The sequence below is a fragment of the uncultured Halovibrio sp. genome (genome assembly GCF_913056445.1).
In the GTDB taxonomy this organism is placed as follows: Bacteria; Pseudomonadota; Gammaproteobacteria; order Pseudomonadales; family Oleiphilaceae; genus Halospina; species Halospina utahensis_B.
On sequence record NZ_CAJXMA010000010.1, the window covers coordinates 34,436 to 54,266 of the forward strand.

19 protein-coding genes are annotated in these 19,831 nt (G+C 61.3%); 8 read left to right on the plus strand and 11 right to left on the minus strand.

Translation table 11 applies throughout. The features are described from left to right. The first annotated feature begins 19 nt into the window (after positions 1–19). From QZ501_RS03940 to QZ501_RS03950, 3 genes are all read left to right on the plus strand, one after another. Positions 20–2,098 carry a hypothetical protein gene (locus QZ501_RS03940; RefSeq protein WP_295717335.1) on the plus strand — a complete coding sequence of 693 codons (2,079 nt, stop codon included), beginning with the start codon at positions 20–22 and terminating at the stop codon, positions 2,096–2,098. A 48-nt stretch (positions 2,099–2,146) separates the two neighbouring features. Continuing rightward, positions 2,147–3,040, plus strand: a complete 894-nt coding sequence (locus tag QZ501_RS03945; RefSeq protein ID WP_295717337.1) for a glucosaminidase domain-containing protein — start codon at positions 2,147–2,149, stop codon at positions 3,038–3,040. Positions 3,041–3,137: 97 nt separating this feature from the next. Next, the gene (locus QZ501_RS03950) at positions 3,138–4,049 is read left to right on the plus strand and encodes an acyltransferase (RefSeq protein WP_295717338.1); all 912 of its coding nucleotides are present in this window, start codon (positions 3,138–3,140) and stop codon (positions 4,047–4,049) included. A 90-nt stretch (positions 4,050–4,139) separates the two neighbouring features. Here the strand turns inward: QZ501_RS03950 and QZ501_RS03955 are convergent, their stop codons facing one another. Together QZ501_RS03955 and QZ501_RS03960 are read right to left on the minus strand one after the other, a co-directional pair. Further along, positions 4,140–5,498, minus strand: a complete 1,359-nt coding sequence (locus QZ501_RS03955; RefSeq protein WP_160897935.1) for a DUF1329 domain-containing protein — start codon at positions 5,496–5,498, stop codon at positions 4,140–4,142. Positions 5,499–5,559: 61 nt separating this feature from the next. Further along, positions 5,560–7,500, minus strand: coding sequence for a DUF1302 domain-containing protein (locus QZ501_RS03960; protein WP_295717341.1), 1,941 nt, complete (start codon positions 7,498–7,500; stop codon positions 5,560–5,562). Between the two features lie 182 nt (positions 7,501–7,682). Here QZ501_RS03960 and QZ501_RS03965 point away from each other — a divergent pair, with 182 nt between their 5' ends. Then, a complete protein-coding gene (locus tag QZ501_RS03965; RefSeq protein WP_295717344.1) occupies positions 7,683–8,873 on the plus strand; it encodes a thiolase family protein in 1,191 nt (396 codons plus the stop codon). Between the two features lie 5 nt (positions 8,874–8,878). Here the strand turns inward: QZ501_RS03965 and zapE are convergent, their stop codons facing one another. Next, complete coding sequence (gene zapE / locus QZ501_RS03970) at positions 8,879–10,003, minus strand: cell division protein ZapE (RefSeq protein ID WP_095618271.1); 1,125 nt, start codon at positions 10,001–10,003, stop codon at positions 8,879–8,881. A 165-nt stretch (positions 10,004–10,168) separates the two neighbouring features. Here zapE and QZ501_RS03975 point away from each other — a divergent pair, with 165 nt between their 5' ends. Then, on the plus strand, positions 10,169–10,636 hold the full coding sequence (locus QZ501_RS03975; RefSeq protein WP_160897932.1) for a DUF1043 family protein: 468 nt from the start codon (positions 10,169–10,171) through the stop codon (positions 10,634–10,636). A 21-nt stretch (positions 10,637–10,657) separates the two neighbouring features. Here the strand turns inward: QZ501_RS03975 and QZ501_RS03980 are convergent, their stop codons facing one another. The 8 genes from QZ501_RS03980 to QZ501_RS04015 form a co-directional block, all read right to left on the minus strand. Continuing rightward, complete coding sequence (locus QZ501_RS03980; RefSeq protein ID WP_295717348.1) at positions 10,658–11,419, minus strand: Nif3-like dinuclear metal center hexameric protein; 762 nt, start codon at positions 11,417–11,419, stop codon at positions 10,658–10,660. Beyond that, positions 11,416–12,492: a histidinol-phosphate transaminase gene (gene hisC / locus QZ501_RS03985; protein WP_295717351.1), complete on the minus strand. Its 1,077-nt coding sequence runs from the start codon at positions 12,490–12,492 to the stop codon at positions 11,416–11,418. The genes QZ501_RS03980 and hisC overlap by 4 nt, the downstream gene beginning before the upstream one ends. A gap of 9 nt (positions 12,493–12,501) precedes the next feature. Beyond that, positions 12,502–13,809, minus strand: a complete 1,308-nt coding sequence (gene hisD / locus QZ501_RS03990; protein ID WP_295717354.1) for a histidinol dehydrogenase — start codon at positions 13,807–13,809, stop codon at positions 12,502–12,504. 10 nt (positions 13,810–13,819) lie between these two features. Then, on the minus strand, positions 13,820–14,464 hold the full coding sequence (gene hisG, locus QZ501_RS03995) for an ATP phosphoribosyltransferase (RefSeq protein ID WP_095618276.1): 645 nt from the start codon (positions 14,462–14,464) through the stop codon (positions 13,820–13,822). A 23-nt stretch (positions 14,465–14,487) separates the two neighbouring features. Next, the gene (gene murA, locus QZ501_RS04000; RefSeq protein ID WP_295717358.1) at positions 14,488–15,750 is read right to left on the minus strand and encodes a UDP-N-acetylglucosamine 1-carboxyvinyltransferase; all 1,263 of its coding nucleotides are present in this window, start codon (positions 15,748–15,750) and stop codon (positions 14,488–14,490) included. Between the two features lie 28 nt (positions 15,751–15,778). Beyond that, positions 15,779–16,024 carry a BolA/IbaG family iron-sulfur metabolism protein gene (locus QZ501_RS04005; RefSeq protein ID WP_077530645.1) on the minus strand — a complete coding sequence of 82 codons (246 nt, stop codon included), beginning with the start codon at positions 16,022–16,024 and terminating at the stop codon, positions 15,779–15,781. A gap of 114 nt (positions 16,025–16,138) precedes the next feature. Further along, a complete protein-coding gene (locus QZ501_RS04010; RefSeq protein WP_295717361.1) occupies positions 16,139–16,828 on the minus strand; it encodes an ABC transporter substrate-binding protein in 690 nt (229 codons plus the stop codon). A gap of 36 nt (positions 16,829–16,864) precedes the next feature. Further along, on the minus strand, positions 16,865–17,314 hold the full coding sequence (locus QZ501_RS04015; RefSeq protein WP_237416469.1) for an outer membrane lipid asymmetry maintenance protein MlaD: 450 nt from the start codon (positions 17,312–17,314) through the stop codon (positions 16,865–16,867). A 129-nt stretch (positions 17,315–17,443) separates the two neighbouring features. Between QZ501_RS04015 and QZ501_RS04020 the strand changes: the two genes are divergently transcribed. The 3 genes from QZ501_RS04020 to QZ501_RS04030 form a co-directional block, all read left to right on the plus strand. Continuing rightward, positions 17,444–18,427, plus strand: coding sequence for a calcium/sodium antiporter (locus QZ501_RS04020; RefSeq protein WP_295717365.1), 984 nt, complete (start codon positions 17,444–17,446; stop codon positions 18,425–18,427). A gap of 8 nt (positions 18,428–18,435) precedes the next feature. Then, a complete protein-coding gene (locus tag QZ501_RS04025; RefSeq protein WP_160897926.1) occupies positions 18,436–19,410 on the plus strand; it encodes a KpsF/GutQ family sugar-phosphate isomerase in 975 nt (324 codons plus the stop codon). A gap of 9 nt (positions 19,411–19,419) precedes the next feature. Continuing rightward, on the plus strand, positions 19,420–19,831 hold a 412-nt coding region (locus QZ501_RS04030), incomplete at its 3' end, for an HAD hydrolase family protein (protein WP_295717372.1).

Sequence of the window (19,831 nt, forward strand, 5' to 3'; positions counted from 1 at the left end):
GACCAGCCCGGAGGGTTAGATGCGTACCCGCCTGTTTTATCCCCTGCTCACCCTGAGCGCCCTGGCACTGACCGCCTGCGGCAGTGGGGATCCATCCGTGAGCGATGAGAATTCCTTTGGTCTGGGCCCACCCCCCGAGTTCGAGGATAATGGCTCATCGCTGCGGTGCCGCAGCACCCGCAATCTGGATGACAACCAGCTTCTGGTCAGTGTCCAGACACCGAGCACCAGCCCTGACGCCCGAAAAGGCAGTAGCCTTGCCAACACAACCAGCACAGATCTCACGCTGGTCGACCTCAATGGCTCACTCTCCCGTGCACTCCAGCAGGAGACCAACGACGGGGATTTCATTGTCACCTTCGAGGACCCCATCCCACGCCGGATCGACAGGGCCATCGAAGCTACCGTTGGCGGCACCACCTACCGGGCCCCAGTGGCCTCGGAGTGCGGGCATGTCTTCGTCAATCCATTCTCTGATGTGCTCATTGATGAAGTAGCCCGGGACCTTACATCCAGCGAGATCGATAGCATCAATAACTGCGATGAGGTGGCCTGCACATATGACCTCGTCTGGCAGACCATGGCGGACCGTGTCCAGTCCTTTGAGATCAATGTGTCTGATGGCCAGTCAGCCCTGAAGGACAGGAAAGACTTTATGGCTTTTCTGGATCACGGCGAATCTCTTCTGACACAGGATGAAGCGGAACTCCAGAGCGACAACCAAGACGATGTTGCCCCAGCATTCAATACCGTGCAGTTCGGCGTCAGCCTCAACAACTCGCAGCAGAACGGCGGTTTCTGGGCCACGCATACCATTGCCCGCGGATCCAGCACCGCCAACGGGGGAACGTCCTACACTTACCCCGGATACTCCATTGGCAACCTGGAATTTGCCAACCTGGGTTTTGACCTGGCCCTGGGAACCGTTGATGTGCCCTTTACCCGCAGTTCATTCGGGTTCTCAGCTCTGGATCCCGCGTTCCGCAGCTATAGCACCCAGTCCAATCAGCTGTACCAGAGCGGGAATGGCAACATCTTCTCCAGCCTGCGCCCTCTGCTACAGACGGTCAGCGACGTAGGCACACGGACCATCGGCTGGGCACCCAACCCTCATATCCACACCGCCAGTGCAGAGAGAACAGACCGCGAGGCGCCGCAGGCGATGCTGAGCAATTATTTTCATGCGGCCAAGGCGTGGGAACTCTCAGGATCAGAGGAGGAAGGTTATAACCGTCAAAAACTCCTGGAGGAGCACGCAATAACCAATGTTGAGATCAATCTCAGCGAATGGGACGACTCCATTAACAGATTTAGTACAGATGAAGAATATCGGTTTATTGGCTTTGAACTGAAACCAGATACTGCAGGAGGGATAAAGCGTGCCACGGCAAGAACTGGTACTTGGACTATGGACTCCAACACGAATACCGGCTCAGAAACCTCTGTAACTGAATGGTTTTTAGCGAACACCTCTCCCACGGCATACTCGAAGTTCAAATTTGAATCCGTGAAGCAGAAGGTCACACCCAACGAAATTCGGGAGCCATTCCTTGGCAACCTCTTTTTCACCTATCCCTCGTTTCCTTTGGAGGGCGGTACAACTTCTGACCGTGTCCCGAATGCTGCAGTCTCGCCAGACGGCGAATGGATCGCTCTATCGGCCAGACCCGGGGCAGGCAATCAATCCGGTGGCTCCATCCTCAGAGTCGCCCGTAAGGCCAGCAGCATCGGACCGCTTCCCGATGCCGCCAACTACCGCATCAAGGGATTCAGCATCAGCTCTGACACGCTGTCCCAATACGAAGAAGCCTGCCTCACAGTCGAGAACTCATCCGTTAGTTACGACTTTATAAAGCATCAGAGCAGTACTGATAGCAACTTTACAGTTGCGGATTCCGGGCGCGAATCCGGCTCTGGCTGTAATATAAACGGCACAGACCCTTTTACGATTGATGGTTGCTCCCCTGGCTCAGCGCAATTCAAGGGATTCACGACGGACAACGGCAACACCCTCGTCATGATCACCCGCAAATCTAACGAATCCGTAGGATTCCTGTTAGGATTCAGGGACGACAGCGCGGAGGGGTGCCCCAACTGATCCGAACTCCAGCCCTCCGCGTAGCTGTATCTAAACGCGGAGGTATTGATGGAATCTCGTCCCGTACCAGCCCTGATTCTGGTGGCTGTTCTTGTGGTAGGTGGTCTGGCCGCCGGCTTTATTGCCAGCCAGGTGGAGTTTGAACGGCCCACGCCGAAGGTTTCCGAACCGCAACTTATGGACACTGATGCCATCCCAGGATGGGCGACGGCTCCCCTGCCGGACTTCACCCAGTACAGCGTGGTCTCCGAGAAGAAGGACGCCTTCTTCGGTTACCTCTTCCCCCGTATTGCCCTGGCCAACCTGCGGATCCAGGCTGCCCGGGACTACCTGGAACAGCTCAGCAACAAGCCGGAGCTGAACGAGGAAGAACGGAAATGGCTCACCACCCGCGCCACACGCCTGCGGGTTGATGGTGAGACGACAGAGGATCTGGTCAGTGGTCTTGAGCGCCGGATGCACATCATTCCGCCGTCACTGGTACTGGCGCAGGCCGCCAATGAATCCGCCTGGGGCACCAGCCGTTTCGCCACCCAGGGCAACAACCTGTTCGGCCAATGGTGCTTCAACCCCGGCTGCGGCCTGGTCCCGAACAGCCGCCCGGCGGGAATGACCCATGAGGTGGAAGTGTTCAAGTCGCCTTACCGCTCCATCCGGGCCTATCTCACCAACCTCAATCGCCACAACGCCTACCAGAACCTGAGGGAACGCCGGCTTGCATTACTGAACGAGAACCGGTTCCCCGACGGCATCAATCTCGCGGGCGGATTGCAGTCGTATTCCGAACGCGGACAGGCGTACGTGGAAGAAATCCGCAGTATGATCCGCGTCAATAACCTTTCGGATTACGATCAGCGTCAACAGGCGCTGTCAGCGGCAGAGAACCCTCTTGAGAAGCTGGATGCACTGATCAGCGATTACAGGGACCGGTTCAGCAACTGAGATAACAGCTGTTCACTGAAAAATTGGCAGGGCGCACTGCCAATGTATAATGGCGTCCGTCGCGAGTAACCCATTCACCGGACAGACGGTCGCCAACATGCTGGATTTCCTTCCTGCACCGCTCAAGGGCACACTCTGTGTTCTGCTGATCCTTCTCAGCACCCTGGTTCTGTACCCCCTTCTGCTCCTGCTTGCCATCCTCAAGCTGATCATTCCGATCACGCCGGTACGCAAGCTGTGCACACGGGGGCTCAATGCCATCGCCTTCGTCTGGATCGAGAACAACGGGCTGTTCATGCGCCTGCTCAACCGCATCGAGTGGGACGTTGAGCTCAATGCCAACCTGAGCCGGAACCAGTGGTACTTCGTCACCTGCAACCACCAGTCCTGGGCGGACATCCTGGTAACCCAGGTGGTGCTCAACCGTCGTATCCCTCTCATGAAGTTCTTCCTGAAGAAGGAGCTCATCTGGGTACCACTGCTCGGCATTGCCTGGTGGGCTCTGGATTTTCCCTTCATGAAGCGCTATACGCAGCAGCAGCTCATGAAAAAGCCCCATCTGAGGGGCAAGGACCTGGAGACCACCCGCAAAGCCTGTGAGAAGTTCGAGTACGCGCCGGTTGCGGTATTCAACTTCATGGAAGGCACCCGCTTCACCCCGGCAAAGCATGAGCAGCAGAACTCCCCCTACCGCAACCTGCTCAAGCCCCGCTCCGGTGGCACCGGTTTTGTGCTGGGCGCCATGGGCAACCTGATGAGCATCATGCTCGACATCACCATCGTCTATCCAGATGGCCCGGGTGGCATCTGGGACTATCTCAGCGGGCGCACACGCCGTGTGATCATACGGGTTGATGAGAAGCGGATTCCGGAGCAGTTCCTGGGGCGGGATTACCAGAACGACCGCGAGTTCCGGATCGAGTTCCAGAAGTGGATCAGCGAGCTATGGAACAACAAGGATGAGCTGATTGACCGGATGAAGGAACAGGAAACCGCGGATCCATCCTGACGCCACTCATCCAGAACTCCCATACGAAAAAGCCCCGCCGGAGCGGGGCTTTTCTGTTTTCAGTGCCGACCCCATGGGGCCAGCAGGGGATCAACGGCGCCCAGCGCGGCGCAGAGCGCTTGGCGTGTAATCCCGGAGCTGACGCTCAATGCCGAAGGTATAGGGATCTTCCATCTCATTGGTCAGACCCAGCACCAGATAGCGGCCGTTGAGCGTGTCATACAGTGTCTCAAAGGCGTACCACGGCACTTTCTGATCGTAGTACTGCATGGCATGCCCTTCAGCCACACGCCAGAGTTCGCCACGGCCGTCGTAATGGTCAACGACTGCTGCGCCCCAGGTGTCCTCATCGATATAGAAGTCACGCTTGGCATAGATGTGGCGCTCATCGTCCTTGAGGGTAGCGGTCACGTGCCATACACGGTGCAGCTCATAGCGAGCGTGATCCTGGTTGATATGGCCTGCCTCAAGCAGCTCATCATAGCTCAGTGACGGATCGTCCAGCCGGTAGCCGTTATAGGGAATGTACATCTCCTTCTTCCCTTTCAGCTCCCAGTTGTACCGGTCCGGTGCGCCATTGAACATGTCGAGGTTGTCCGAGGTACGCTGGCCATCTGAAGCTGTACCCGGCCCGTCATAGGCAACCTGAGGTGCGCGGCGCACCCGGCGTTGACCCGCGTTGTACACCCAGGCCCGACGCGGTTCCTTCACCTGGTTGATGGTCTCGTGCACAAGCAGCACGTTCCCAGCCAAGCGTGAAGGTGAGCGGATCGCCTGCTTGAAGTAGAACAGGACGTTGGAATCTTCGCTCGGGTCATAGTCCTGAAGCGATGTTCTCCAGGCAAATTCCTCATCAAAATGAATCGGCGTAAAGGCCCCATTTTCCTGGGGTACCGCCTGGTGGACATTCCGCTTTACGGCCCCACCCCGATACCGGGTTGTATGGTTCCAGATCACCTGAAGACCATTCTCCGGAATTGGGAAAGGCACAGCAGTATCGAAGTTCTCGAGACCGTTACCGCCCTCAACCAGGGTGGTGTTGGTGGCGTTTTTCTTCGCCTTCTCATAGATGCGTTCGGGCAGAGCCGCCGTGCGGCGGGTCTTATAGACCGGCATCTTGTAGTCTTCGTACTCATTGATCATCTTCACCTGCCCCGGTGTCAGACGATCCTTGTACTCGTCCACATTACTCTGGTCGATCACGAACAGCGGCTCGTCCTCCGGGAAGGGATCCAGGTAATGGTTCCCCTCGAAGTTGTCCGGCGGCGTCGTCAGCCCGCCATCCCAAGCCGGGATCTCATCGCCATTGCCAGCTTTCTTGGCACCGATGGGCGTAAGCTCGTTGCCCAGCTTCGCGGCCTCCTCCTCGGAGACCGCGCCCAGGGCCGGTGCGGCTGCCAGCGCCAGGGAGACAATGCTCCCTGTCAGTACGTTCTTTCGAAAATTCATCGCTCGTCTACCTCGCTAGACGTTGGTGGTACAGCTTTATTTCTTCACACACTCTCACGGATCAGAACGAATACGTCACGCTGGCCGTGATGTTGTCCCGGTCCTCGCGGGTGTTGTAATCACCACCAAAGTAGTTGGTGTAGTTGATCGCCGCTTCGTAGTTGTTGCGGTACTCGGCCGCCAGACCCAGACCAACCGCCTTATTGCCCTCGTTGAAGGCCCCGCCCGGTGCTGGCGCATAGCCGTTCACATCGTGCGACCAGGAAAGCGACGGCTTGAGCGTCGCGCCCATGAAGGCGTTGTTGTAGGTCAGCGTGCCGCGCATGCGATAGCCCCAGGAGAAGTCACTCACGAAACCATCGTTAGTGCAGTTACTGGGGTTGATGTTATAGAAACTATTTTCAGGCGAACCAGTCACATCTATGGTCGGACTATCACAAGCAAACGCCCCCTCTTCATAATCGCTAACTCCATAGATGCCGGAACGCCCATATCGCGCTTCAGACTTCGAGGGAAGATCGTGAACATACGTCATGCCCACCTCACCGACGAAACTAAGCCGACTCGCCCCAAGAACACGATCAAAGAACTTGATGAATGTCGCTTGAGCTTGGGACACCTTGTGCCGGTCATGGCCACGAATGGTTTCACCCAGAGGTGCCTGCCCTCCCGCTTCCTGGAGGCGTTGCTCGTAAAGCTTCGAAACTTTTGCCGCATCCTGAGCCGCTTGCTGATACTCAGCAGCGAGGGCATTCTGACCATTAGCTGCGAACGTCTGAGCTTGCTGAGCAAGCTGCCCCTGTACCGCAGGCGTTATGCCACCATTAAGTAGATCAAACGCATTCCATTGAAGAGGCATATTCTCTCGGAAGCTGTACTCAGCACCGATCGACCAACCACCTGGGACGTTTGTGTTCATACTGATTCCAAAGAGCTTGATATCTTCTGGGTAATCAGCGTAATAGTCGGGCAGAATACTGCCAGCCTGTATCTCCTGCTGAGTTCTAAGCTTGCCGCTTATGTAGGGCAACCGACTGTCATAACGTACGTGATAAAGGCCAAATTCGGTATTGCCTAACTCTGGTGAATACCACCGCAAGGCAACACCAAACTGGTCATCACCATCAGGCTCATTGTTAGCAATACGATTGATCACTTGAGGCCCACTATCGGGGAAATTCTTCTGAGAGACAGCTCCACTTGGATAAATCGGCCCACAATCATTCGCAGTGAAGTCATTTGTTGAAAAGAAGGTCCCGCAATCCTCAAGACGCGTCTCATCCCAGTCGAACTGCGCATAGGCCTCGACAGTTATATTCTGTGTCAGACCAATCGACGTGTAGAGCGCCTCAACCGGCAGTAACGCGTCCCGGATTTCAGCCCCCGGCGCCCGGATAGCACTGACGTTGATCGGGTTGGTGGCGTTGATACCGCCCTGAATGAAGGTACTCTCACCCCAGTTGATGACCTGGTTCCCGTAACGAACCGTGACGGGCACTTCGCCGACATTCCAGTCCGTCCATACATAGGCGTCCAGAAACTCACCGCCCGAAGCATCGTCCTTACCGCCTTCACTGAGCGGATACTCGAAGTCATCATCCTTGGTCTTGAAATCGTACCAGTACCTGCCGCGCACAAAGGTGCCGACACTGGACAGATACTCCCCACGCGGCGCGTAGTTCAAGTAGAGCTCACTCGTGCCACTGACCCGCTCCGAGTAGGTATCTCCGGACTCGAAGTTCTGGTTGCCGTCGTCGTAGTTTGTAGTAGACGCCCCAGTCGTGGAGCCTGCTGGAATCCCCAGGTTTCCCTGACCAATCAGGTCTTTGTTCTGGCTCTCAACCCGCCAGCCGGCCGCAGCCGTCAGACTGGTGTCAAACGCCCCTTCCACTTCACCGTAGTTAAACGTAAAGGCACCCGCCGGAGCCGACATACCCGCCGCGATGGCGACGGCGAGGGGAAGGCGAGCTCGCTTCTGCCACTGTTGTGTTCTTTTTGTCATCGAAACGCTTCTCCGTTATCACTGAATCGCTACCCGGGTAATGGAATTACCACAAGTTCACATGCAATATAGACACAAAATCACAGTTCCACCAACTTTCCGGTGGCTGATTTTGTGTTTCGTGGAGTGCTTCACGGAATTGCAATAAATCACACGCGCAGACTGATCCAAGAGGCAATTTTATGCACGACCCTTCCATCTACATCACCGCCGCCCGCCGCACCCCGATGGGCGGCTTCCTTGGGGCACTCTCCCCTCTCAGCAGTCCTGCCCTGGGCGCCGAAGCCGTTCGTGCCGTCCTCGCGGACTCGGGGCTCAGCGCAGATGCTGTCGAGGAAGTGGTGATGGGCAATGTGTTGCCTGCAGGCACTGGTCAGGGCCCAGCTCGCCAGGCAGCGAGGGACGGCGGCCTGCCGGACAGCGCCGGGGCCACGACCGTCAACAAGCTCTGCGGCTCCGGCATGAAGGCCACCATGTTCGGGCATGACCTGATCCGGGCCGGCAGTGCGGAGGTGGTTCTGACCGGTGGCATGGAGAGCATGTCCAATGCACCCTACCTTCTGACCGACGCCCGCCGGGGTTACCGCATGGGCCCCGGCCAGTCCCCTCAGGACCATATGTTCATGGACGGACTGCAGGATGCGGAGACCGATCGCCTCATGGGTGAGTTCGCCCAGGAGACGGCGGATCGGCTGGGCTATTCCCGGGAGGCCATGGACGCCTTCGCGATCCGCTCTCTGGAGCGGGCCAACGCCGCCATCGACAATGGCTGGCTGGACGCTGAGATGGTTCCGATCACCCAGACCGACCGCAAGGGCAATGAAACGACCGTCAGTAACGACGAGCAGCCCGGCCAGGCCAATATTGACCGGATCCCCTCCATGCGCCCGGCCTTTGCGAAGGACGGCACCATTACCGCGGCCAACGCCTCCTCCATCTCGGACGGTGCCTCAGCGCTCATGCTGATGAGCGAAGCGGCCATGGAGCGCCATGGCTCGCAGCCGCTGGCGCGCATCCTCGGGCATGCCACCTTCTCCCGCCACCCCTCCGAATTCACTCTGGCGCCGGTGGGTGCGATCCAGCGCCTTCTGGAGCGCACCGGCTGGTCAACCCAGGACGTGGACCTCTACGAGATCAATGAGGCATTCGCGGTGGTGTCCATGATCGCGATGGATGATCTGGGGCTGCCCCCGGAGAAGGTGAACATCCACGGCGGCGCCTGCGCCCAGGGTCACCCCATCGGGTCCACCGGCTCGCGTCTGATCGTATCCCTGATCCACGCGCTGAGGCGCACCGGCGGTCGAAGGGGCATAGCCTCACTGTGTATCGGTGGCGGCGAGGCCACGGCCGTGGCCATCGAGCTGTGCGACTGAGCGTGTCAGGCTTTGTGGGGCAGTTCCAGGTAATCGTGGGACTGCATCTCCAGCAGACGTGATTCAGTGCGCTCGAACTCGAACGCCAGGTTGCTCCCGGTGTAGAGATCCGGGATCGGCGCCTCGGCGGAGATGATCAGCTTGACGCAGCGGTCGTAGAACTCATCCACAAGGTTGATGAAGCGACGGGCGCGGTCGTCCGAGTCCGCGCCCATCACCGGTACGTTCGAGAGAACGACGGCGTGGAACTCCCGGGCCAGCTCGATGTAGTCGTTCTGGCTTCGGGGCCCGTCACAGAGCTCCTGAAAGTCGAACCAGACCACGTCATCGGCATGGCGCCGCGCATGGATCAGACGCCCGTTGATCTCCAGATCCTGCCCCTGGTCACCACCGGTCAGCGCCAGCTCTTCATAGCTCTTGAGCAGGCTCTCTTCCGCCTCCGGCCCCAGCGGGGTGTGGAACAGCTGGGCCTGCTCCAGGGTCCGCAGCCGATAGTCCACCCCACCGTCGATGTTCAGCACCTTCGTGTAGCGGTTGAGCAGGTCAATGGCCGGCAGGAAGCGGGCGCGCTGGAGGCCGTTCCAGTACAGGCCGTCCGGCTCAATGTTGGAGGTGCAGACCAGGGTCACACCCCGATGGAAGAGCCCGTCGAGCAGGTTCGCCAGAATCATGGCGTCTCCGATTTCGGAGACGAAGAACTCATCAAAACAGATGACCCGGCACTCGGCCGCGAACCGTTCGGCGATGGTGTCCAGCGGATCGCTGTAACCCTCCAGCTCCGCCAGTTCCCGGTGGACCCGCTGCATGAAGCGGTGGAAGTGGACCCGCAGTTTGCGTTCGAACGGCAATGAGTCGTAGAAAAGGTCCATCATGTAGGTCTTGCCGCGACCAACCCCACCCCAGAAATACAGCCCGGTGACCGGTTCCTCACGCCCACGCCGGAGCTTGCGCATCAGCCGTTTGCCAGCCCGGTTACGCCCAGCCTCGGCGGCCACAAGCTTCTCATACAGGGACTGGAGGTTCTGGATAGCGGTCTCCTGGGCGCTGTCGCGCTGGAAGCCGGCGTGATCCTGATCCTCGCGGTAGCGGGCCAGCGGCCCCGCGGATGGTGTTGCGTCACTGGCGCTCATGCGTGCCTCACGACTGCCATTTGAGGAGGGCATTATCCGGATTTTTGCGCCGCCCTCAAAATCCCACTATGGTCGGGACTGTTGCCGGGGCGCGCTTTGTCATACCATGATCGCGTTACGGCTGGTCACAGACCAGCGCCTTCCAGGCAACAGAAGGATCGTACTATGGAGTCCATGCTCGCTGTCGGTATTGCGGCATTGGTGATCGGCCTCGCTCTGGGCTGGGTTATTGCACGCTCAACAGGCGGACGCAATGTGCGCCAACGCCGGCTCGCCCAGCAGCTCGACGCGCTTCAGAACGAGCACACCCGCTATCAGGCGCAGGTGAATGAACACTTCATGGAGACGGCGGAACTCTTCCGGCGGCTCAATGATTCCTATCGGGAAGTGCATGAGCACCTTGCCAAGGGGGCTTCACGCCTGTGCACAGAAACCGATGCCCGCGAAGAGCTGGAGCAGGTCCAGCGTGACCACCAGCTGAGCTACAAGGGCCCCACTGACGATGAGGGCGGCGTGGAGCCTCCGCGGGATTATGCCCCGCGCAACACGCGCAACGACAACGGCATGCTCTCTGAGGATTTCGGCCTGAAGAAGGAAGCGTCGGAAAACGGCAGCCGCAGCTCAGCCACCTGAGCCCGGCTCCCCCGAGCCCGGCTACGCCGGACTCGGGTCCTCGATGAAGCGGTGCTCAATACCGTGAGCCTCGGCGAGTGCCGCACCCAGTGCCTGCACTCCGTCCCGCTCCGTGGCGTGGTGCCCCGCCGCAAAGTAGTGAAGCCCCTGCTCCCGTGCGCTGTGGACCGTCGGCTCCGAGATCTCGCCGGAAAGATAGGCATCCGCCCCGAGAGCGGCAGCCCGGTCAATCATGCCCTGGGCACCGCCACTGCACCAGGCCATCCGCCGGATCAGCTCCGGGCCGCCTTCAACAGGCAGCGGCGCCCGCTCAAGGCGCGACTCCAGCCGTGAAACCAGCGCCTGCGGTGTCATCGGTTCATCCAGATTTCCCGCCCACATCAGCTCGCAGGGGTCGTCCGAAACCGGCGCGCCATCGGAAGCGCCCAGTGTGCGCGCCAGGCAAGCGTTGTTGCCCATGGTCCGGTGCGCATCCAGCGGCAGGTGATAGGCGACCAGCGAAACGTTGTTGCTGAGAAGATGCTCGATCCGCCGCCGTTTCATACCCCGGATGCACGGATCCTCGCCCTTCCAGAAATAGCCGTGGTGCACCAGCACCATGTCGGCGCCAGCTTCAATCGCTTGCTCCAGAAAGCGCTGGCTGGCGGTTACTCCGGAGATGACCGTACGCACGCGGTCACGCCCCTCCACCTGGAGGCCATTGGGGCAGTAGTCCCGGAACAGCTCCGGACGCAGCCACTGGTCCATGGTCGCGACAAGTTCATCCCGCTGTGGTGCGCTCATGCCGTCACCTCGCCACTGTTGAGAATGTCATCAAGGGCGGTCAGCAGCGCCGTCATCTCATCGCCCGTACCGATGGTAATCCGCAGATACTGCTCGATCCGTGGTTTATCAAAGTGGCGCACAATGATGTGACGCTCACGCAACTGCGCCGCCAGCTCAGCGCCACTGACCGCCGGATGGCGGCAGAAAACGAAATTCGCTCTGGAGGGCACCACCTCGAAACCCAACGCTTCCAGGCCAGCATTGAGCCGTTCGCGCTGCTCGATGACCGCCTGTTGCCCGGCCCGGAACCCCGCCTCATCCCGGAAAGCCGCAATGGCACCGGCCTGCGCCAGCCGATCCAGGGTATAGGAATTGAAGCTGTTCTTGATCCGCTCCAGCCCCTCGATCAGGTGCTGCTGGCCCATTGCATACCCCACCCTGAGCCCGGCCAGTGAGCGGGACTTGGACAGGGTCTGTGTCACCAGCAGGTTGGGATGATCCGGGATCAGCCGGGCAGCGCTCTCACCGCCGAAATCCACATAGGCCTCGTCGATCACCACCACCCGGTCCGGGTTGGCCACGAGGATACGCTCAATGGATTCCAGATCCAGGAAACGGCCCGTGGGCGCGTTGGGATTCGGGAAGATCACACCACCGTTGGGCGGCTGGAAGCCCTCCACCGGGATCCGCAGCTGCTCATCCAGCGCCACGGTGCGGCTCTCCAGACCGTAGAGCCCGCAGTAGACGGGGTAGAAGCTGTAACTGATGTCCGGGAACAGCACCGGCTCGCCCGACTGGAACAGGCCCTGGAAGATGAACGCCAGCACCTCATCGGAGCCGTTCGCCGGGAACACCTGTGAAGCTTCCAGACCGAACCAGTCCGCGATGACCTGGCGCAGCTGCGTGGCGTCCGGATCCGGGTACAGGCGGAGACGCTCATCCGCGGCCTCGCGGATTGCCTGCGTGACCGCCTCACCGGGCCCGAACGGATGTTCGTTGGTATTGAGCTTGACCAGATTGGTCATCTGCGGCTGCTCACCCGGTACATAGGGGGTGAGCTGCTGCAGCCGTTCGTTCCAGAACCGGCTCATGGTCGCTCCTCAGTCGCGGATACGGTATTCGGCCGAGCGTGCGTGCGCCGTCAGCCCCTCGCCCCGGGCCAGCACGGAGGCACAGCGGGCGGCGCGATCCGCGCCTGCCGCCGAGAAGTGCACCACGGAGGAGCGTTTCTGGAAGTCATAGACGCCCAGAGGGGACGAAAAGCGGGCAGTGCCACTGGTGGGCAGTACGTGGTTGGGGCCCGCGCAGTAATCCCCCATCACCTCGGCTGCCCAGGAGCCCATGAAGATGGCGCCCGCGTGGCGGATCTGGGGCAGCAGTGCGTCCGGATCGGCGAGCGACAGCTCAAGGTGTTCAGGCGCCACAAGGTTGCTTACCCGGGCCGCCTCTTCCAGAGAGGCGCACTGGATCAGTATGCCGCGATCGGCCAGCGACTGGCGGATGATCTCCGCCCGCTCCATCTCCGGCAGCATGCGCGCCATACTCGCCTCAACCCGTGCGATGTAATCCGCGTCCGGCGAGACCAGGATCGCCTGGGCCTGCTCGTCGTGCTCGGCTTGGGAGAACAGGTCCATGGCGACCCAGTCCGGGTCCGTATGGCCGTCAGCGATCACCAGGATCTCGGAGGGACCGGCGACCATGTCGATGCCCACGCGCCCGAAGACCTCGCGCTTGGCCTCGGCCACGTAGATATTGCCCGGCCCCACGATCTTGTCCACCGCCGGCACCGTTTCGGTGCCGTAGGCCAGTGCCGCCACCGCCTGGGCGCCACCCAGGGTGTAGATGCGGTCGATGCCGGCTACCCGAGCAGCGGCCAGTACCAGGTCATTCAGCTCGCCGCCCGGCGCCGGCACCACCATGACAATCTCCTCGACGCCCGCCACCTTTGCCGGGATGGCGTTCATCAGTACCGAGGAGGGATAGGCCGCCTTACCACCGGGCACATAGAGGCCGGCACGGTCCACTGGCAGTACCCGCTGGCCAAGGCGGGTACCGTCCGCTTCCTCATAGGACCAGTCCTGCGGCAGCTGCTCGCGGTGGTAGCGCCGGATCCGGTCAGCAGCCGTTTCCAGCGCCTGGAACTGCTCATCCGTGATGGCGTGCATGGCGGCGTCGATGCGCTCACGCGGCACTTCCAGTTCGTTCACGGACGCCACGCTGAGGCTATCCAGCTTCGCGGTGTATTCCAGCACCGCCGCATCGCCTTCCTGGCGCACCCGTTTCAGGATCTCGGCCACGGTCTGGCGCACGCTGGTGTCGACGCCTTCCTCCCACTCGGTATGGCGGCGAAGCGCCACCTCGAAGTCCGGGTCAGCGGTATTGAGCCGGTTAATGGACAGTTCACTCATGCCTTTACTCTCACTGCGTCTGCCTGCGGGCGACGGCCTCGCCCATGCGATCCAGGATCGGCTGGATCCGTGCGTGCTTCATCTTCATGGAAGCCCGGCTGACCACGACCCGGGAACTGATGTCCGCGATGGTCTCGCGCGGCTCCAGGCCGTTCGCCTTGAGGGTATTGCCGGTATCAACAATATCCACGATCTCATCCGCCAACCCCAGAAGCGGCGCCAGCTCCATGGCACCGTAGAGCTTGATGATGTCCGCCTGTTTGCCCTGGGCCGCATAGTATTCCCGTGCCAGGCGGGTGAACTTGGTGGCCACGCGCACACGGCCCTCGGGCACGGCCTGGCCGGCCACGCCTGCGGTCATAAGGCGGCACCTGGCAATGGCCAGATCCAGGGGCTCGTAAAGGCCATCACCGCCGTGCTCCATGAGCACATCCTTACCGGCCACGCCCATGTCCGCTCCCCCGTACTGCACGTAGGTGGGCACATCCGTGGCGCGGATGATCAGCAACCGCACGCCCGGCACGGTGGTTTCAAAGACCAGCTTACGGCTTTTCTCCGGGTCTTCTTCGGGCTCAATACCCGCCCCGGCGAGCAGCGGCAGTGTCTCTTCCAGAATACGGCCCTTGGAAAGGGCAATGGTCAGCTGTTCCGACATAGTCCCGTCAGTGTCTGCGGAGGTCACGAGGGCATCCGGCGGATGGTGGCGCCGAGCAGCTGGAGTTTCTCCTCGATGCACTCGTAACCCCGGTCAATGTGGTAGATGCGGTCAACCATGGTCTCACCCTCGGCCACCAGTCCGGCAATCACCAGACTGGCTGAGGCACGCAGGTCCGTGGCCATCACCGGCGCGGCGGTGAGCCGGTCAACGCCACGCACGATGGCGGTGTTGCCTTCCAGGCCGATATCAGCGCCCATGCGGATCAGCTCCTGGACGTGCATGAAGCGGTTCTCGAAAACCGTTTCCGTCACCGACCCGATGCCTTCGGCCACTGCGTTCATGGCCACGAACTGGGCCTGCATGTCCGTCGGGAAGGCCGGATAGGGAGCCGTACGCAGGTTGACCGCCCTGGGGCGCTGCCCGTGCATGTTGAGTTCAATCCAGTCGGCCCCGGTGTTCACCTCAGCCCCAGCTTCCCTCAGCTTGATCAGCACGGCCTCCAGGATGTCCTCACGGGTGTCCTTGAGCAGCACATGGCCTTTGGTTGCGGCAGCCGCCGTGAGATAGGTGCCAGTCTCGACACGGTCCGGAAGCACATCATAGTGACAGGGGTTCAGCCGCTCCACGCCGTGGATCTCGATGGTCGCTGTTCCCTGCCCGCGCACATCCGCACCCATGGCATTGAGGCAGTCGGCAAGATCCACCACCTCCGGCTCGCGCGCCGCATTTTCGAGAATGGTGACACCATCCGCCAGCGCCGCCGCCATCATCAGGTTCTCGGTGCCCGTGACGGTGACCGTATCAAGAAAGATATGGGCCCCCTTGAGCCGCTGCGGCGCATAGGCGTGGATGTAGCCACTGTCGACCTGGATCTCGGCGCCCATCTGCTCCAGCCCCTGAAGATGCAGGTTGACCGGGCGGGTACCGATGGCACAGCCACCGGGCAGCGACACATGGGCCTCGCCGAAGTGGGCCACCATGGGCCCCAGCACAAGGATGGAGGCCCGCATGGTCTTGACCAGCTCATAGGGCGCGGTGAGGTTGTTGATGGTGGTCGAATCCACCTCAACGCTCATGCGCTCGTCGATCATGAGCTCAACCCCCATGTGACCGAGCAGCTCGATCATGGTGGTCACGTCGTGCAGGTGCGGCAGGTTGCCCACGCTCACCTTACCGTCCGCCAGCAGGGTTGAGGCCAGTATCGGCAGGGCCGAGTTCTTGGCGCCGGAGATCCGGATCTCGCCGTGCAGCGGCTGGCCGCCCTGAATCAGCAGTTTGTCCACGTTATGCTCCCGGGGCTCTGGGCCGCCTTCACTGACTCTGGCGCGCCTGCCATTCCTGCGGCGTCATGGCGCGGATGGTCAGGGCATGGATTGTGCCTTCCGCCAGCAGATCCTCGAGCTCCCCGTAGATCAGCTGCTGGCGCTTCACGCGGTTGAGATCGGCGAAGCGCTCGCCAACAGCGACAACCAGGAAACGGTTACCGTCGTTCTGAACCTCAATCTCGCACTCCGGCAACGCTTCCACGAGCCGTTTCTGAACATCTTCAGCCTGCATCCAAACTCCCGTTGTCTCCGGCGGTTACTGTCGCCGACGCGGACACCGCGCCGGGGGCGCGATTATAGCCCAGATGGCGGGTGCTTGACACGTTGTATGCGGGGCAGTCGACGCTTACCCGTTGCCCTTCTGCTGGTCAACGGCATCTTCAAGGCCCTTAATGTCGCCCACATCGGCGGACCATTCATCGATGACCCTGCTCACGTTGCCCTCAGCGGCCCGCATTTCCTGTTCAAACCGGTCGCGGAAGGCCAGCCCCATGTTGATGCCCTCAACAATGACGTTCTCGACCTGCCAGTTGCCGTCATCCGGCTCATACATGGAGTAGGCCATGCCATAGCGCTCACCGGAGTTGGTGATGATGGAGAGATTCACCGTGGCACGGTCCTCATGGCGGGGATTGATCTTGACGCTGTCGACTTCCAGCTCAAAATCGCTGCTGTCGATGCTGACCGCGGCGCCACCATAGGCGTCGTAAAGACTGCGGCGGAAAGCCCGCACGAACTCATCGCGCTCCTCCGGACTCGCCTGCCGCGCATACTTGCCCATGATCCGGGCAGCCACGCGCCGGAAGGCCACAAACTCACCCAGGGCGTCATCCATGGCCTCATAGAAAGCTTCACGGTCCGAGTTATAGAGCTCACGGATTTCATTCAGCTGATCCACGAGGCGGATGCTGTTCTCGCGCACGTACTCCCGCAACTGTTCCTCCTTGGACTGGGCCGTGGCCAAGGGCGCTGCCAGCAGCGCGATGATGAAACCCACCAGCAGGGTAATGGGGGTCAGGGTTCGGATTCTGTTCACTGCGTCCTCCTGTGTGCTGCAGCGGTACCGCCACGCTCAGCGTGGCCTGGCAATGCGTCGACGGATCAGTGTCTCAATACTCATTGCCGACTGTGTATCCTCGATATAGTCATTATCCGAGAGCGTTTCCGGGTGGCCTCCGGGGGAGATCTCAATATACTGCTCGCCGAGAAGCCCTGCGGTCATGATGATGGCGACGCTGTCGATGGCCAGGTGATCGAGGCTCTGATCAATGCGCATCCGTACCTTTGCCCGGTAACCACGCGCATTCAATTGTACGTCAGCCACTTCGCCCACGGTCACCCCGGCCAGCGCAACACGGGCACCCGGTTTCAGTGTGCCAGCATCCGCGAACTCGGCGTAGAGGGTGTAGTGCTCGCCGTTATCCGCCCGCTCACTGCCGCCGGGCGGCGCCAGCCACCCTGTGGCCAGCAGCAGGGCCAGCGTGGCGACACTGCCCAGGGCAAAGAACACCAGACGCTGCATGTGCAATGGAATCGTCTCTCCTGCCCGGCCTCCCGGATCATCCTGCCGGCTCCCCGGCTGTACGAAGATCCGGCCAGCCGATACAGTACGACGCCAATCTGCTGCCCACAACCCACGGAGCCTTACATCATGGTCACTGCCCTGCTCGCGGTCCTGGCCGGTCTGACCCTGCTGATCTGGAGCGCTGACCAGTTCATCACCGGCGCCATCGACAGTGCACGGCGCCTGGGCATGAGTCCGATGCTGATCGGGCTGACGCTGGTGGCCTTCGGCACCTCGGCCCCGGAAGTACTGGTCTCGGTGGTCGCCGCCATTACGGATGCGGGCGACATTGCCGTGGGCAACGCCATAGGTTCGAACATCGCCAACCTGGGGCTGGTTCTCGGCATTACAGCCCTCCTTGCCCCGGTCGCGCTGGCACGCCCCACGCGGCGCATCGAACTGCCTCTCCTCGCCATCGTGACCATTGGCACCTGGCTGCTGTTCCAGGACGATCACCTGAGCGCCTGGGATGGCCTGTTCATGCTTGGCATTCTGGCTGTGGCATTCACCGTGCTGGTGCGCTATGGCCAGGCCGCCAGCATGCTGGCCGAGGAGATGCCGGAACCCCACGAGAACCGCTCAACCGGCTTTCTGACCCTGCAGATAACCGGCGGGCTTATCCTGCTTCTGGCCAGCTCGCGGCTGCTGGTCTGGGGCGCGGTTGAACTGGCGCTAACGCTGGGCGTGAGCGAGCTGGTGGTGGGCCTGACCGTGGTCGCCGTGGGCACCAGCCTGCCCGAGCTCGCCGCCAGCATCGCCAGCGCTCTCAAGGGGCGTCACGATATGGTCATGGGTAACCTGATCGGCTCCAATCTGTTCAATCTTCTGCTGGTGCTGGCGGTGCCCGCGCTGGTCGCCGGCATCCCGCTGAACAGCGATGCCATTACGCGGGACTACGGGGCCATGGTGGCGGTCACCCTTCTGCTGGCGGGGCTGGCCATCGTCTACCACCGCCAGGGGCGGCTGAGCCGGATCGGAGGTGGTATACTGCTGGCATTCTACATCGGCTACGTTGCCCTTCTGGTAACCGGTGATACGCCGGTGCCGGCGGCAACGCTGTCAGCACTCTGAGGAGAACCATGGCGCCTTCGGACGCACTCAAGGAATCGGCCCGCCGCACCATCACCCTGGAGCGCGATGCCATCGACGCCCTGCTGCCGCGCATCGACGAGCAGTTCAGCCATGCCTGCGAGCTCATCCTGCAGTGCAAGGGGCGCGTGGTGGTCACCGGCATGGGCAAATCCGGCCATATCGGTACTAAGATCGCGGCGACCCTGGCCAGCACCGGTACGCCCGCTTTTTTTGTGCATCCCGGGGAAGCCAGCCACGGTGATCTGGGCATGATCACCGGGGAGGATGTGGTCATCGCCATCTCCAACTCCGGCAGCACCGGCGAACTGGTCACCATCCTGCCGCTGATCAAGCGCAAGGGCGCCTCGCTGATCAGCATGACCGGCAAAGCCGACTCCCAGCTGGCCCGCCAGGCCCATGCCAATCTGGATATTGCCGTGGAGCAGGAAGCCTGCCCCATGAATCTGGCGCCAACCTCCTCCACCACGGTCACACTGGTGATGGGCGATGCTCTGGCGGTCGCACTGCTGGAAGCGCGCGGTTTCGGCGCCGAGGACTTCGCCTTCTACCATCCCGGCGGCTCGCTCGGACGGCGGCTGCTGCTCAAGGTCTCGGACCTGATGCACACGGGCGACGCCCTGCCACGCGTGACCCAGCAGACACCACTGGGTGAGGCGCTGCTGGAGGTCTCGCGCAAGGGACTGGGCATGACTGCTGTGGTGGACGACGGCGACCGGGTCATCGGCATCTTCACTGACGGTGACCTGCGCCGGACCCTGGATCAGGGCGTGGACATCCACAGCACCCCCATCGGGGATGTCATGACCAGCCACTGCCGCACCGCGCGCGAGGATATCCTCGCGGCCGAAGCCCTGAAGATCATGGAGGACAACAAGATCAACGGCCTGCTGGTGACCAGCGGCGAGGGGCGCCTGGTGGGGGCCCTCAACATGCACGACCTGCTGCGCGCGGGCGTGGTCTAGGAGAACGGAATGACGGCACCCCTGAACGAGCGCGGCGGCACGATCCAGCTGCTGGCCATGGACGTGGACGGCGTTCTGACCGACGGCAGCCTCTACTTTGCCGCCAGCGGCGATGAACTCAAGGCCTTCAGCATCCTCGACGGTCAGGGCCTGCGGCTGATCCAGAAGCAGGGGTTGATCACCGCCTTCATCACGGGCCGTACATCGCCACTGACAGAGGCCAGAGCCAGAAACCTCGACATCGGTTATCTGATCCAGGGCCGCACGGACAAACTGACCGCACTGCGCGAACTCTCTGAACGGACCTCGATACCGTTGGACGCCATTGCCTATGTCGGCGATGACCTGCCCGATCTTGCCGCCATCGAGGCAGCAGGCATCGGCATCAGCGTGCCCAACGGCTGCGCCGCGGTGCGCGGGT